11 protein-coding genes are annotated in these 14,872 nt (G+C 42.8%); 8 read left to right on the forward strand and 3 right to left on the reverse strand.

Features of this window, described 5'->3' with window-relative positions; all coding sequences use genetic code 11:
- The first annotated feature begins 1 nt into the window (after position 1).
- The 7 genes from AAA970_RS23070 (at position 2) to AAA970_RS23100 (ending at position 12,064) form a co-directional block, all read left to right on the forward strand.
- Positions 2 to 1,429 (forward strand): alpha-amylase family glycosyl hydrolase, encoded by a 1,428-nt coding sequence (locus tag AAA970_RS23070; RefSeq protein WP_338239247.1) that lies wholly within the window; start codon positions 2 to 4, stop codon positions 1,427 to 1,429.
- 1 nt (position 1,430) lies between these two features.
- Entirely contained in the window at positions 1,431 to 3,311 is a 1,881-nt protein-coding gene (locus tag AAA970_RS23075) for a glycoside hydrolase family 97 protein (RefSeq protein WP_338239248.1), read from the forward strand.
- 208 nt (positions 3,312 to 3,519) lie between these two features.
- Positions 3,520 to 4,683 (forward strand): glycoside hydrolase family 88 protein, encoded by a 1,164-nt coding sequence (locus AAA970_RS23080; protein ID WP_338239249.1) that lies wholly within the window; start codon positions 3,520 to 3,522, stop codon positions 4,681 to 4,683.
- The gene (locus AAA970_RS23085) at positions 4,680 to 6,491 is read left to right on the forward strand and encodes a heparinase II/III domain-containing protein (protein ID WP_338239250.1); all 1,812 of its coding nucleotides are present in this window, start codon (positions 4,680 to 4,682) and stop codon (positions 6,489 to 6,491) included. The genes AAA970_RS23080 and AAA970_RS23085 overlap by 4 nt, the downstream gene beginning before the upstream one ends.
- Before the next feature lie 225 nt (positions 6,492 to 6,716).
- Positions 6,717 to 8,258, forward strand: a complete 1,542-nt coding sequence (locus AAA970_RS23090; RefSeq protein ID WP_338239252.1) for a RagB/SusD family nutrient uptake outer membrane protein — start codon at positions 6,717 to 6,719, stop codon at positions 8,256 to 8,258.
- Positions 8,245 to 9,489, forward strand: a complete 1,245-nt coding sequence (locus AAA970_RS23095; protein WP_338239253.1) for an alpha-galactosidase — start codon at positions 8,245 to 8,247, stop codon at positions 9,487 to 9,489. The genes AAA970_RS23090 and AAA970_RS23095 overlap by 14 nt, the downstream gene beginning before the upstream one ends.
- Entirely contained in the window at positions 9,473 to 12,064 is a 2,592-nt protein-coding gene (locus AAA970_RS23100; RefSeq protein ID WP_338239254.1) for an outer membrane protein assembly factor BamB family protein, read from the forward strand. The genes AAA970_RS23095 and AAA970_RS23100 overlap by 17 nt, the downstream gene beginning before the upstream one ends.
- A gap of 225 nt (positions 12,065 to 12,289) precedes the next feature.
- Here AAA970_RS23100 and AAA970_RS23105 read toward each other — a convergent pair whose 3' ends face one another.
- Together AAA970_RS23105 and AAA970_RS23110 are read right to left on the reverse strand one after the other, a co-directional pair.
- Positions 12,290 to 12,964 carry a hypothetical protein gene (locus AAA970_RS23105; RefSeq protein WP_338239255.1) on the reverse strand — a complete coding sequence of 225 codons (675 nt, stop codon included), beginning with the start codon at positions 12,962 to 12,964 and terminating at the stop codon, positions 12,290 to 12,292.
- 39 nt (positions 12,965 to 13,003) lie between these two features.
- Complete coding sequence (locus AAA970_RS23110) at positions 13,004 to 13,843, reverse strand: ISL3 family transposase (RefSeq protein WP_338239256.1); 840 nt, start codon at positions 13,841 to 13,843, stop codon at positions 13,004 to 13,006.
- Positions 13,844 to 14,306: 463 nt separating this feature from the next.
- On the opposite strand from AAA970_RS23110, the gene AAA970_RS27865 reads away from it, so the two are divergent.
- Positions 14,307 to 14,645, forward strand: a complete 339-nt coding sequence (locus AAA970_RS27865; protein ID WP_420916749.1) for an IS30 family transposase — start codon at positions 14,307 to 14,309, stop codon at positions 14,643 to 14,645.
- 2 nt (positions 14,646 to 14,647) lie between these two features.
- Here the strand turns inward: AAA970_RS27865 and AAA970_RS23115 are convergent, their stop codons facing one another.
- Positions 14,648 to 14,779: a hypothetical protein gene (locus tag AAA970_RS23115; protein WP_338239257.1), complete on the reverse strand. Its 132-nt coding sequence runs from the start codon at positions 14,777 to 14,779 to the stop codon at positions 14,648 to 14,650.
- Positions 14,780 to 14,872: the final 93 nt, after the last annotated feature.

Here is a 14,872-nt window from a genome sequence, read left to right on the forward strand (position 1 = left end):
GATGGCAAGAGTAGTTTTTTTTATCTGTTTTTTTTGTATAACGGCTATTGGTTTTTCCCAAAGTCAAACACCTGACTGGGTAGCCAACAAGCCCATTTATGAGGTAGATATTTCCAAAGTAACCAAAGAAGGAACATTTGAGGCTTTCCGTAAGCAGATCCCTCAAATCAAGGCACTTGGTGTAGGTATTATCTGGTTGCAGCCCATCAATAAACGAGGGGAGTTTGTGGTCGATCATGAATATATTCGAAGAAATGGCGGTGTAAAATTTCCTATTCCCGAATCAGCCAAAATTTATGGAAGAAATGGCTGTTATTCCGTAGGAAACCATTTGGAGTTGGATCCAAATTACGGAACGGAAAAAGACTTTCAAAAGCTGGTCGATGCCATTCACAAAGCAGGTATGTACGTGATCGTGGATTTTGTAGCCAATCACACCAGCTGGGATCATCCGCTGTTAAAGCAGAAGGAACAATATTACTGCCAGATCAAGAAAGATACTTATGCCTTTACCGCCCCATGGAAGGGTATTGCTCAGCTTGATTTTTCTCAAAAAGCCGTATGGGAATACATGTACAAAGCGATGGACAAGATGGTAGCGACCTATGGTATTGATGGGTTCAGAACCGATGTGGGTGACCGCATTCCTTCAGATTTCTGGAATTGGATGAAGCCTAAATTAACGAATTCATCTCAGTTGTATTTCTTGGCCGAAGGCGACAGCCCAGCAGTTTATCCAAGTCATGATGCAACCTACGACTGGTATTTGCAGCCTGCCTTCTGGTCGGTAATTCATGGCAAAAGAAATGTGGATGCCATCTACAAGATTTTGGAATACGAACAAGCCCATTATCCCGAAGGTGCGCTTCGAATGCGACATGCAACCAATCATGATACGCGTTATTCGAAGGTTGCCTACCCAAGCATGAACCGTTATTTTGATCGTTTCGCTTTTGATAAAAGTTGGTACAGCCAATTGCCACTGAAGGATAAATTTGGCCGTGGACTCGAAGCCTTCATGGTGCTTTGTGCCACTTTGCCAAACAGTCAGCCGATGATTTTGGCAGGGCAGGAGTACAATGACCTGCACATTCCTGAGCCCGTGCCCTATGGATATAGGGAGGTTAAACCTTTTTATAGCGATCTCTTTAATACGTTGGCAAATAATGATATTTTAGTGGATGGTAGTTTTGAGGCGAAGGAAGTCGCAGGGTTTGCCAAAATGCTGGTTTTTGACAGAGAATTGGACGGCAATAAGATCACCGTTTGTATCAACCTTGCTCAAGAGGCAGTTAGTCTGCCAAATTTTGCCCTCGGGATCGAAGTCGGAGCGCAGGATATTTTCACGGGCGAAAGTCATTCCTATTCGGGGGTAATTTTCGAGCCGATGGGTTATCAAATTTTTTTAACGGAACAGAAAGGGAATTAAAATGATCAGATATTTTTTGTGGATTTGCCTTGTAGCTTTTGTTGGGTGTCAGCAACAACATGCCAATCAGTTTTTTTCACCAGACCAAACCACCAAGGTGGAAGTTGCCCAAAACGATCAGGGTAGATTACAACTGAAAATTACCGACACGGCATCGAAAAACAGCATTGAGCTTTCAAACCTGGGCATAGACTCACCGCTCAAGGCTGGTAACCTAAACCTCGATATCAAAGAAGTGGTCAAGGATAAATGGCAGTCGTTTCATGGTTTTGCTGACGAGATCGACGATGATTACCAACCCGCATCTTTGGAAATCATGGAGGGGGAAAAGGTAATTGCACAACTTCAATTTCGATTGTTCAATCATGCGCTCGCTTACCGCTTTGTAGACCTTCCTGCGAACACCAATCAAATTACCGAACAGACTACTATTGGTCTTCCTGAAGGAGCACAATGTTATGCCTACAACTTCGAACAGGCACCCAAAGGGCCATTTGAATTATCGGAAGAGGAAGCAAAGGAAATATACCTGCCCTTGTTGATCAAAACCGAAAATCAGGGATATTTCGCTATTCAGGAAGGAAATATTGACAGTCATGCACCTATTAGATTGCGAGGAAAGACGAACAATCAATTGGCTTTTCAGGCACAGGAAACTGCGAATAAAAATGCAACCAATACTTCCTGGAGAATTATTCAGGTAGGAAATGATTTGAAAAGCATGCTTTCCAATCAGGTGGTGCAGAATGTAAACCCTCAAACGCAAATTTCGGATCTTTCATGGATCAAGCCAGGCAAAAGTCTGTGGGATTGGCGTGTTTGGGGATACCGCGCTCCTGATGGTTTTGAATATGGTCTCAACACACCTTCGCATAAGCGAATGATTGATTTTGCGGCTGAGAATAATGTGCAGTATTTGTTGTTGGATGCCGACTGGTATGGCTTTGAGTTCGGTGATGATTCCGACCCAACCACCTCCCGCCCAGAAATCAATATTGAAGAAGAGATGGCCTATGCCAAGGAAAAAGGGGTTGGATTAATTCTTTATCTCAACGACAAAGGCGCGCGCCTTTTTGGATTGGAGCGTGTGCTCAAACAGTTCTCCGACTGGGGAGCGGTGGGTATCAAATATGGATTCATGAGAGGTACCGAAGCGGAAAAAGTAAAGAAAACCAAAGAGGTGATTGAACTTTGTGCCAAGCATAAATTAATGGTGATTTTCCATGACAAGATGATTCCCAACAATGGGGATGAGCGCACATGGCCCAACCTGATGTCCAAGGAATTTGGTTATGCACAGGCTGATGCCCATCGGGTAGGTGGCCCAAGCATTTATGTCAATACGGCTTTGGTCAATCAGATGTCTGGTCCTTTGGATTTGACCAACGGCTGGTTTGATCTCAACAATGCACAGTCAAGACCCAAGGTGTATGATCCTATCCCATCGACCATCACGGCAGAGCTGGCGAAGCTGATCATCACACGAACAGGATGGATGATCCTTCCTGATGCCCCAGAAGCCTATTTGCAAAAGCCAGAATTGTGGGAGCTGATTGCGCAGTTTCCTGCCCAGTTCGACAATTATCATTTTGTGGATGGTGCCTTGGATGAATATGTTTCCGTGGCCCGTCGATCGGGCGAAGACTGGTTTTTGGGCGCCATCACGACCGAAAAAGGACGCAAGGTTCAACTAAATACCGACTTTTTGGAAGCAGGCACAACCTATGAGGCCAAGTTGTATTTGGATGCTGAAGATAGTGATTTCCAAAGCAATAAAGAGGCCTACACCATTGATCAGAAAACAATCAAAGGTGGGGAAGCGCTTAATATTTCCATGGCTCCTGGCGGTGGTGTAGCGGTCTATTTTAAGAAATTATCCTGATCATTTTTCATTTAATATAAGGCTCAGCGTACTTAATCTGACGATCGAAAATCAGAAATTATGCATAGGGTTTCAGGCTTGTGAGGAGTATATATTATAGCTGCTCATCAAAAATAAACTTCTGTGACAAGACAGCTTTGATGAACAGTGTAGATCATTATTTATAGCATAGTCGGATGCGAACTCTGAGTAACATATCATTAAACCTATGAAAAATTTATTTTTATTATTATCGTTTTATTTTTTGACCTCTGCTGTTCAGGCTCAAGCTCCCTGGGCTACAGCTGCTTTGGATAAATCAGCCGAAAAGTACAAAAAGCTGTTGACCCTTTCTGAAGAAAAAGGAAGGCTTCCTCGCAGTGCTGAAGCGGATAATTCCATCCGTTGGACAAGGGAAAACCATATCGATTGGACGGAAGGTTTTTTCCCTGGAACACTTTGGCTGTTGTACGAAATGACAGGCGATGAGACTTTCAAAACGGGAGCCGAGAACATGCAAGCTTTGTACAAAAGCCATAAGGACAATACCACCACCCACGATGTCGGTTTTATCTTTGACAGCTCCTATGGACGTGGGTTTGAGATTACCGAAAATCCTGAATACCAAAAGGTGGTGATGGATGCCTCCAAAGCGTTGGCTTCGAGATTTGATCCCAAGGTGGGAGCGATTCGTAGCTGGAGCTGGGGCGGATGGAAATTTCCTGTGATCATTGACAACATGCTGAACCTTGAATTGCTGATGCGCGCCACGCAGATCAGTGGTGACAGCAGCTATTGGAACATGGCAATTACACATGCCAACACCACGATGAAGAATCATTTTCGAAAGGATTTCAGCTGTTATCATGTGGTGGATTACTTTCCTGAGGATGGGTCGATCCGCATCAAAAAAACGCATCAGGGCTATGCTAACGAAAGTGCTTGGTCTCGAGGACAATCATGGGCATTGTATGGCTATACGATGATGTACCGATACACCAAGGATAAGCGATACCTTGATTTTGCCGAGAATCTGGCGAAATATAACTTCAAGAAATGGCCCAAAGACTTGGTGCCCGTATGGGATTATGACAGTCCGAAATCCTTGGTACATATCAAGGATGCCTCAGCTGCCGCGGTCTTTTGTTCTGGCCTTTTTGACCTTTATCAACAAACGGGAAAATCCAAATATTTGAAAAAAGCTGTAGCACAGCTCAAGAGTTTATCTTCTGAGGAGTACTTTGTGGAAGAGGGCACTTATGGCAACTTTTTGATTCACCAATGTGCGGGCAATATTCCTAAGGAAGATGAGGTAGAAGTTGGACTGAACTATGGAGACTATTATTATGCTGAAGCTTTGAAAAGATACCTGACCATCAATCAAAACCCATGAGATATTTTTTAGTAAGCCTGTGTTTTTTGCTGGTTTTTCAAGCTGCCGCCAAAGATATCGTACGCCCACAACGAACGCTGTTTTTCAGTGAGTCGGACTGGCAAGGGGTAAAACAACGGGTCAAGGGCAATAGCGAATTAGTACAATTTCTGAATCAGTATATTTTTGATCAAGCCGATCAGCTGCTTACCGAAAAACCGACCGAAAGAATTATCCTCGGCCGTCGGATGTTGCACAGCAGTAGAAAGGCAGAGCGCCGAATCATTTTTTTGGCTTATGCTTATCGACTGTCTGGCAAAGATCAATATCTGAGTCGGGCGATCGAGGAGATGGAGCAGGTGATTGCTTTTGAAAGCTGGAACCCTTCGCATTTTTTGGATGTGGCAGAGATGGTTACCGGCCTGTCGGTTGGGATGGCATGGCTGGAGAAAGACCTGCCTGCAGATGTGTCGAATCGGGTAAAAAAAGCCATCGTTGAGAAAGGACTCCGCGCCTCTTTTGAGGGAGATCCAAAAGACCGACACTGGGTCAAAGCACACAACAACTGGAATCAGGTTTGTCATGGTAGCCTTTATCTGGGTGCACAGGTTTGTAAATCCGATTACCCAACCATCAGTGAGAAAGTAATTAAGCGGGCTGAGGAATATATTCAGTTACCCATGTCCACCTATTTGCCCAATGGAAATTACGCCGAGGGCCCCAACTACTGGAATTTCGGAACGATCTATAATGTCTTGTTTTTGAATGCTTTTGAGCATATCAACGGACAGCCTTATCATTGCGAAGGCAGGAAAGCCTTTAAAAAAACAGGGGAATTCTACCTGAATGCTTTCAGCAATTCGGGCATGGCCTTCAACTATTCGGACAATCCACTGAACAGGACTTTGGCTCCTTCCCAATTCTATCTGGCCAAGATGACGAATCAACCCTCTTTGCTTTATGGGGAAATGGAGTGGTTTGACCGACATAAGCAGGCGAAAGGGCTGGAGTTGGTGCAAGAGAATGACGATCGATTTTGGCCTTTCATTTTGTTTTGGATGGAACAGTCCAAGGTATTAACTGTGCCCTCACAGAGAATGTATCATGGAAAGGGGAAAACACCGATTGTAGTATATCGATCAAGCTGGGAGGAAAAAAACAGTGTGTGGTTGGGCATAAAAGCAGGCTCGCCAAAGGTTTCCCATGCACATATGGATGCGGGCAGTTTTATTTTTGAAAAAGACGGTATTCGCTGGGCGCATGATTTGGGCAGACAACAATACCATAGCCTTGAAAAACACGGACTCAAGATTTGGGGTAAAAAGCAGGATTCTGACCGATGGAAGGTTTTCCGTTTGAATAACTTTGCCCACAATACCCTGACCATTGACGGAAAATTACATAAAGCCGATGGCCGTGCTGATTTTTCTAAGGTAAAAGAAAATAGAAAGGGCCTTGAGGCAAGCCTCGACCTGAGTGGTTTTTTCGTTGATCAGCAGGTGAAAGTAACGCGTTCCTTTATCGTTGAAGATGGGCAAAAAGCCTTGCAGGTGATTGATGATTTCCGTGGCAACGATCAAGCGCATCAAATCGAATGGGCAATGGTTACCGACGCAGAAATTTCCTTTAATGGCGCCGAAGTGATTTTGTCCAAAGCAGGCAAATCCGTTCGCCTGACCAATAACCAACAACTGTTTTACAGGGTATCGGATTTATCCAAAGAAGGCCTTGCCCCCTATGATGAACCGAATGTTGGCTTTAAAAAAATCACCTTGACTTATGCACTTAAGGAAGGGGAAATGTTACAGTTAATCAACAGTATTCAATAAATTAAACGACTACTGACGATCTATTTTTGATATTTGTAAAAGATCCGATTGTCAGCTTGTTGTGATGATATTTGATACGTTATTAATAACAGATGATAATCCATTGATAGCTTTTTGGGTGTTGAGTGAATACTGTTAATTGTTGAGATCATTTTAAAAAGCATTTTAAAAAATATACACCATATTCGTTTAAGAAAATTTTTTATCACATCTACTTTATTTTTTATGAACTTCAAAAAATTACTGATAGGTTGTTTTGTTACCCTAATCGGAATAGGGGCATGTCAATCAGACTTGGATCAGTACAGAGTTGACCCAAGTAATATGACCGATGAACAGTTCTGGGCTGAAGGTAAAACCTCCAATGGTTTGCGGGTTTTAAGTACTATATATACCAATGTTGTGGGTTGGAGAATGTACGGCAGAAGATTCTCTACTACCTTCCCTGTTTTGGTAAATGATGCCGAAGTTTATCAAAGTGGGCAACCACATTGGTTTCAGTTTGAAAGCCATACCTACCTGCCTTCAAATAAGGAAGTTGTCGGACTTTGGCAAGATCTATACAAAACGGTAAGTTATTGTAATGATTTGATCAATCACCACGACGCAATGACACCAACGGATGAATTTCCTCAGGAGGTCATCAATGACTGGGTAGGACAGGCTCACTTCATGAGAGCACTTTGTTATTACCATCTGTTGAATTTGTGGTCTGAGGATTATCCTTCAAGAAACCCTGAGGCAAGAGGTGTTCCGATTCTGACCAAGGTACCTGAGAACTATGATGAGTATTTTGCAGCTCGTGCGTCAGTAAGTGAAGGCTATATGCAAATGGAGCAGGACTTCCTTAAATCAATCGAGCTGATGATTGATTCACCGAAAAATACAGGCAATCAGGTAGGGATGGTGAATCGTTATGCGAGTTACGGATTTCTGGCGCAGGTTTATTTGGGCTGGGGAAAATATGATGAAGCGATTGAAGCTTTGAAGATGATCGTCGACAGCGGTATTTATGAATTGAACCCTGTGATCAGCATGGCCTATGATGGTGACCATGAGTATTCAAAAGAAGCCATCATGGAATGGGAATACAACGACACAGGATTTGGTTTGCATGCCTTTAACAGTACTTACAGTCTGGTACCATTGTACTTTTTGTCTATCTCACCGCATGGTGCAAGAGCTAACTTCAAAGTGCCGAACACCGTGATGGAGCGTTTTGGCGATGACCCACGTATGCCATATTCGGTTTTGCAGGCAGGCGAGGAAGTGCCTTTGCTTTCAGGAGGAACAGGTGTGGTCAATGACAACCATACCCGTAAATTTGTTTCGACCACTGAGCCTTTCAAGCATTCTCAGCAGGAATCCTCTACAGTCAATATTTGTGCATTACGTCTGTCTCATGTTTACATGATGTTGGCGGAAGCTTATAACGCAAAAGGCCAGGATGGGCTGGCACAGGAGTATCTGAATAAAATCCGTCGCAGAGCTTACGGGCAGGATCCTGACACCCCAGATCCATCAATTGACCTGAATTTGTCAGGCAATGAGCTGAGAGATGAAATCCGTGAAGATTCATGGCGTGAGTTCTATCATGAATTCAATCGCTGGTATGACATCAACCGTTGGGGAATCACCAAGCAGGAATTGGAGAAAATGGCGCCTGAAGGTTCTGATTTCGTTTATTACGATCATATGAAATACTGGCCTTTGCCACCTAAAGAAATTGAAAATAACCATAACCTAAAGCAAAATGCTGGATATTAAGAGGTTGCTCAACCATCTTAGTGCATTATGTTTTACTTTGTTCCTTGCGCCTACTTGGGGGGTGGCGCAAGGACCTCTTTCTCCCTTGGATATTGATGTTAAACAGCCACCGATGGGCTGGAACAGCTGGAATCGATTTGGTTGCGATGTGAGCGAGCAGATGATCAGGGAAATGGCCGATGCAATGGTCGAAAGTGGTATGCAGGATGCGGGTTATGAATACATTGTTATTGATGATTGCTGGCAGATCGGCAGGGATGATCAGGGAAATATCGTTTGTGATCCCGAACGTTTCCCTTCTGGAATGAAAGCACTCGGAGATTATATCCACGCGAAAGGACTTAAATTTGGGATTTACTCCTGTGCAGGTGCCAAAACCTGTGCGAATCGCCCAGGATCAAGAGGCTATCAGTTTCAGGATGCCAAAAAATATGCGGAGTGGGGAGTTGATTTCCTTAAATATGACTGGTGCGCCAATAAGGGGCAAAACGCTCAGGCGGCCTATCTGACCATGCGCGATGCATTGGATGCCACAGGCAGGCCGATGGTTTTGAGCATTTGCGAATGGGGTTATAGCGAACCTTGGAAGTGGGGAAAGGGAATCGGGCAGCTTTGGCGCGTAACGAATGACATTCAGGATTGTTGGGATTGTGAATTTGAATGGGAAGGTGTTGGTGTGATAAACATCATTGACCAAATGGCTGATCTTCGAGCTTACAGCCAAGAGGGCGCCTACAACGACCCAGACATGCTGGAAGTAGGCAACGGAGGGATGAACCACGAACAATACAAATCGCACTTTGCCATGTGGTGTATGCTCAATGCGCCTTTGTTCGCAGGTAACGATTTGCGTTCGATGGATAAAAAGACGCAGGAGATTTTATTGAATAAGGAGCTGATCGCCTTGACCAAAGACGATAACAATCAGCAGGCCTTTCGAGCGATCCACAGTCAGCAATATGATTTGTGGGTAAAATCAATGACTGATCATCAATATGCCTTTGCGTTTATGAACCGCACGGCTGAGGCGGTCGATATTCACTATGACTGGCAGAAATACATCATCGCCGATAAAGCCTTTGGCTGGCATCAGGTGAAGATCAAACCCACAGCAAAAATTCGGGATTTGTGGCTGCACAAGACCGTGGGCAGTTGTAACGAGCCGATGGACTATCAGCTGAAGCCCTTCGAAACCTTAGTTGTTTTAGTAAGTGATGAAGAAAGTTTTTGAGATAATAGTTTTATTAGTAGGTATATTTTTATGGAATAATTTGAGGGCGCAATCCACTGGGATTGCGTCTGTTGATTTAAGCCGTTCCTCCTACAAACAACAGCCTACCAACGAAAAAAATAAAGCACAGCGCTTGCAGGATTTAAGGGCCTATGTGCGGTATTTAAGCTATTTGGGCGTGGACCTCAACCCAGGACGCCAATACTTTTCCGACCATCTGTCATCCCCTGATCTTCAAAAGATCGAATCCGAAGCGATGGATCATCAGTTTGAAGTCCTTGATCGGCTGTTCCTCGATTATCATTATCATATACCCCAACTGAAAAACAAACTTCATCAAAACCCAGAAATAAGCTCCGTCGAAACCTATACCAATTGGGGGAATCTCAGAGGTGATCAGGGACAAACAGGATTTACCCTTCAGCAAGGGCCATTAAAAGGGCAGCTTAAATGGAAGTTTCCACTGAATCACGCTCAAAAAAGCAAAGCCATTTACGAAAATGGACGCATCTATGTGGGCACTGAAGGAGTAACCAACAGGGCGTTGTGTCTGGATGCCAAAACAGGGCAGGTAATTTGGAATAGTGCCCATTCTTCCAATCAAAATCAGTACAAAACAGCACGAGCTTCAAGTAGTCCTGTTCTTCAGGGGAATAAATTATTCATACGCGAAACGGGAAGTATGGGCAACGGAGGGCCTGCAAAGGAATTGTTGGTCATCGATAAAAACAATGGGCATTTGGTGGAAGAAATTTATGCCGGACATGTAGATTATCGGGTGGGGAATGCGCCTTTTGATCTAAAAGGAAAGGTGGCGGTGTTTGCGCATAGTCAGCAGGAAATTGGGGCATCTGAGGCTACAGAGGCGGGTGGTGCACAGGTTTTTGACTCCCTTGTGGCAGTTGATATAGAAAACAAGCAACGACTTTGGGCCAAAAAAATCGGCACTTTTTTCAGCGAGCCACAAATTCAAGACAATCGTGTTTTGGTAGGTAATGAAAAGGGGCAGGTGCGTTGTTATGCCCTCAATGATGGTCGTTTGGTGTGGCAGTTTGAAGCACAGACTTCCGTGCGATCGAAAATACAATATTACCAAAAGCAGTATTTTTTCAGCGATGCAGAGGGGCGGATTTATGGGCTCGACTGCAAAGGAGCAGTAAAATGGACCAAACAATTGCCCATGGATGCCAAGGCATTTTACCCTTTATCCAATCTCGCTTTTGAGGGACAGTCCGTTTATGTTGGCAGCTCATTTAAAGCGTGTTTCAAACTGTCGGTGATCAACGGAGATATTCACTGGAGCAATCATACCGATGACTGGATAAGGACTGCTCCTATGGTTTTGGAAACTCATGTTTTTGTGGCAGATCTGTCTGGAAATGTCCTGTCTTTGGATAAAGAAGATGGACGTGAAAGCTGGAAAAATAAGGTGAGTACACATGGGTTTTTGGGAGAATTTGAAAACAGTGAAGATGCTTTGATGATCATCGACGGGCAACACCGTTTGTTTTCCATCAACCCAAAAGATGGCGAAATCCAATGGGCGCATTCCCTTCTATTGACAGGGAAATATCAGGGGCAGGAAGTCCTCGCCGACTTGGTTGCGGGTGGTCCCGACTTTCAGTCTTCGGCCGTGGTGGCTGATCGTATTGCCTACGTCGGTGGACCACAATTTTTATATGCCTTTGATTTGAAACAGGGAAAGCTTCTATGGAGATATGAAACAGCAGGGCAGATATGCGGCACACCTGCCTATCATCAGGGGCGTCTTTTTTTTGGTCAGCAGGGGGGTACTGATCAATTTTATTGCCTTGACGCCCAAACAGGAAAAGTGCTCTGGCAGACCAGAACGGGTTGGGTCTGGGCTTCCCCGAATGTAGATGACAAAAATGTTTATCTCAGCTCCGTCGAGGGTCGTTTTATTTGTCTCGACCAAGAAAATGGGGCAAAGCACTGGGAATACAACAGCCAATCCGGTGCCTATCCATCGCCAGCCATTGAAGGCCAACGGATCGTCTTCGGTAGCTGGAATGGGAAGTATTATTGTTTTGATAAATCTTCAGGACAAATGCAGTGGGAATACCATATTTCAGGGCATCCCGACTCTGGCTCAGCCATGATCTGTGATGGAACTTTCTATGGGCAAGGTTTCATCAGTGATCAGTTTCATGCCATAGACATGAAAACCGGAAAGATAAAATGGGGCATCAGTATTGGCAGCGAATGGTGCAATGCCTCCCCAACCACCGATGGTAAATTTCTGTTTTACAGCATCTATCGCCCATGGCTGCATCAGGCACCTTTCCCTTCCCATACCTTTTGTGTGGATGCCCAAAGCGGAAAACAACGGTACAAATTGCCTTTTGCCGGAGGACTTACCGCCCCTGTGATCTGTCAGGACCGCGTTTTCAGTGCGTCTACTACTGACCCCTACCTTCGGGCATGGAACAAAGCCGATGGCGAAATTTTATGGCAATATAAAATGGGAGGCAGAGCAGAAGAAGCCTGCCTGACGATCTCCGGTAATCATGCGTTGATCCCCTGCACAGATGGTTTTTTGTATGTTTTTGATTAACCCCACCAATATTTTCTTCCCCGAATCTTCATTTGATAGAATCATTGGGTTGATTTTGTTGGAACGGTTTTACGATTAAGCGTATTGTGGCTATTCCGTTTCGATTTGGGTTTTTCATCAATTTTGGGGACGGTAAATCATCCAACTTGTGATAGAATGATCTTCTTTCTCAAGAGATTAAAGCTCGCTCTCCCATACATTTGACGCTTAATTGTTTTGATTCGATTAACATGTCCTTTCAACGGCTCCATTACTCCAATGCATGCTAATACCATTCTTTACAGCATCAATATCTTGTGACAAACCATTCGCAAATGACCTTAATCCAACAAGTTTGTATTTTGACTTTTTGACAAACTCAATCCATCTATCAATATTACCCTTTCCTCTTGAGAGCATTTTTTTAAAAATACGTACCAGTCTACGAACTATCTGTAAATCAGTCATATTCTCTAATAGAGTTTCCATATACTTCCTATCATACTCATCATTAATCGACTGTAATGAGTATCCCGTTAATTTTAACAAAACTCTTGTGCTCAGAGGTTTATTGAATTGTATCTTTTCTTTTTGTATCTGAACATGCCCCAATGTTGATATATCATATTTTTCCTTTATCATATTTATATTATGATACGCTTGTGTCTGCCCCCCTGTGTAGCCTAATTCTTTAATTTCAGTGATTATATCTTTTATTAGATATCCTTTTTCTTTCAGTTTTGCGACAATATGATCGGTAAAGGGATCTATCTTCGTGGATCTTTGACTGCTTCTCCGAGGTAGTGAATCATATTGAAAGTATGATCGCACCCGTCGACGAGATATTTTTAAATCGCGTGCTATCTTACTGATTGTGAAGCCTTGTTCTTGTAACTCCTTTACTTTTCTAAAAATAATCAATTTGTGGCTTGAACAGTTTAATGTTTCTTCATCATCAATTCACTCTGGGGCTGATTCCTTCCCCATATCAGTAGATTCGTTTGGTTCTACGACTGTAAGTTCTTTGTTTTTGCCCTGTATCAGGCTGTTTATTCTGGAGTTGATACTTTTAAAATACTTATCCAATGATTCCGTTAAATTCATCAACAAGTGGAAACGATCGGCTACTTGTCTGGCATTAGGACATATTTCATTAATCGCTGATGAATAGGAACTTGCTCGATCTCTTATGACGATCTCAACATCTTTGTGATTGTTAAGCCAATCCTTTAAATCACTACCATCCCTTGACGGTAGAAGGTCAATAGGTTGAGATGTTTCCATATCGACCAAAACAGTACCATAAGAATGACCTTTTCTAAATGCCCAGTCATCAACTCCAAAAACGCGTGGTTGCTTAATTTCAGGGAGTTTTTGAGCATGAGCAATTCTGGTAATCGTTGAAGTGCTGACCCCGATATTCAGCTTCTTTGTCATTAAGCTTCCAAGTCTACCTGTCAGTTCGATAGACAATGATGCAAATATATCCAGTACCCTCTTTGTTTTTCGCGAATATCTCATAACTGCAGGTGTTTGCTCTGAAAATACTTTGCGATAACAACTATCATTTTTGCACTTGAACTTTCTGGTTTTCAAAATAATGGCGGTTCTTAATTCAAATACAGATAAGTCAGTAATCGTTCTTTCATATTGCCCATGAACTGATAAACTATATCTCTTACAAACAGGGCATTGTGAACGACTTCCTCTCACGGATGCCGATAACTGTAATTGGGTATCGTTTAATTCAATTTTTGAAATATTTATTTCAGAAATACCAATGATCTGCTTGATATTCATAGATGTTTTATCGTCAATTAAAAAAGGCCATAAAACTATCTAAATAACGCCACTTAACTGTTGTTCTCTATACAAATTAGGTGTAGTTAAACATCCCAACATCCTCAAACCGTCCCCAAAATTGATGAAGAGCCCAGTCAGACCGAAATAGCCAATATATCTTCATAGATGATTCATTTTTTAAATAAATACTTTCCAAATGTCCAGAAAAGTAAGGATAATAGAAACCACAGCTAGCAATATCGAAGGTAAACTCCTATTTTGTTCTTTTTCTCTAATTGTGGAAATTATCCCAATTATTAAACCACTGAAACCAATTAGCGGATAGTAAAACCTTTTTAAATTCGTAAACCCAAACAGTGCTTGGGTTTTCCCGTCAGCACTCAAATACTCCATGGCCATAGTGTAATTTATTTGGCTCAGTCTGAATTTCGAGGCGTAGGTTTTCATTGCATTACAAGAGATGTTTAACCGGTCAATAATCCCAGTAAAAACACTCACATGTGATAATGGAAAGGAGTTCGCATGCCATGAAAAACTAGAGACTACATTGGGCTGTCCAGTGTACTTTGCTGACCCTTATGCGAGCTGGCAGAGGGGAACAAATGAAAACACTAATGGGTTAATTCGACAGTTTTTTCCAAAGGGAAAGTGTTTAAATGAAACGACCCTTGAACATGTAAATCACGTTGAGAATTTACTAAATACAAGGCCTCGGAAGGTGTTAAATTATTACTCTACCGAGGAAAAACTACATAATCAACTAATCCCAATTATTGGGAGCCGAAAATGTTGCATTTGAAGTTAGAATTCAAGATCCAAATGAATTTTGGTGATGCCACCTTCTTCACTAAGGTTAACAATATCGAAAAACTCCAAAATACCCTCGGGTAAAAATATATTAAGTTCTGGCTTATTAATCTCCATTTCACTCATGCGGCAATTTGCACATTTTTACCAAAATGCCCCAAATTTCGGAGTGACCCGGAATTTTCCCTTTTTCAAGTTTTTTCCAATGAAGCTGGCGGC

This window comes from Persicobacter diffluens (assembly GCF_036244895.1).
Classification (GTDB): Bacteria; Bacteroidota; Bacteroidia; order Cytophagales; family Cyclobacteriaceae; genus Persicobacter; species Persicobacter diffluens.

Excerpts from the sequence above, each read along its gene's own strand:
- AAA970_RS23070 (WP_338239247.1), top strand. The coding sequence starts at position 2 with ATGGCAAGAGTAGTTTTTTTTATCTGTTTTTTTTGTATAACGGCTATT.
- AAA970_RS23075 (WP_338239248.1), top strand. The coding sequence starts at position 1,431 with ATGATCAGATATTTTTTGTGGATTTGCCTTGTAGCTTTTGTTGGGTGT.
- AAA970_RS23080 (WP_338239249.1), top strand. The coding sequence starts at position 3,520 with ATGAAAAATTTATTTTTATTATTATCGTTTTATTTTTTGACCTCTGCT.
- AAA970_RS23085 (WP_338239250.1), top strand. The coding sequence starts at position 4,680 with ATGAGATATTTTTTAGTAAGCCTGTGTTTTTTGCTGGTTTTTCAAGCT.
- AAA970_RS23090 (WP_338239252.1), top strand. The coding sequence starts at position 6,717 with ATGAACTTCAAAAAATTACTGATAGGTTGTTTTGTTACCCTAATCGGA.
- AAA970_RS23095 (WP_338239253.1), top strand. The coding sequence starts at position 8,245 with ATGCTGGATATTAAGAGGTTGCTCAACCATCTTAGTGCATTATGTTTT.
- AAA970_RS23100 (WP_338239254.1), top strand. The coding sequence starts at position 9,473 with ATGAAGAAAGTTTTTGAGATAATAGTTTTATTAGTAGGTATATTTTTA.
- AAA970_RS23110 (WP_338239256.1), bottom strand. The coding sequence starts at position 13,843 with ATGAATATCAAGCAGATCATTGGTATTTCTGAAATAAATATTTCAAAA.
- AAA970_RS27865 (WP_420916749.1), top strand. The coding sequence starts at position 14,307 with ATGTTTAACCGGTCAATAATCCCAGTAAAAACACTCACATGTGATAAT.
- AAA970_RS23115 (WP_338239257.1), bottom strand. The coding sequence starts at position 14,779 with ATGAGTGAAATGGAGATTAATAAGCCAGAACTTAATATATTTTTACCC.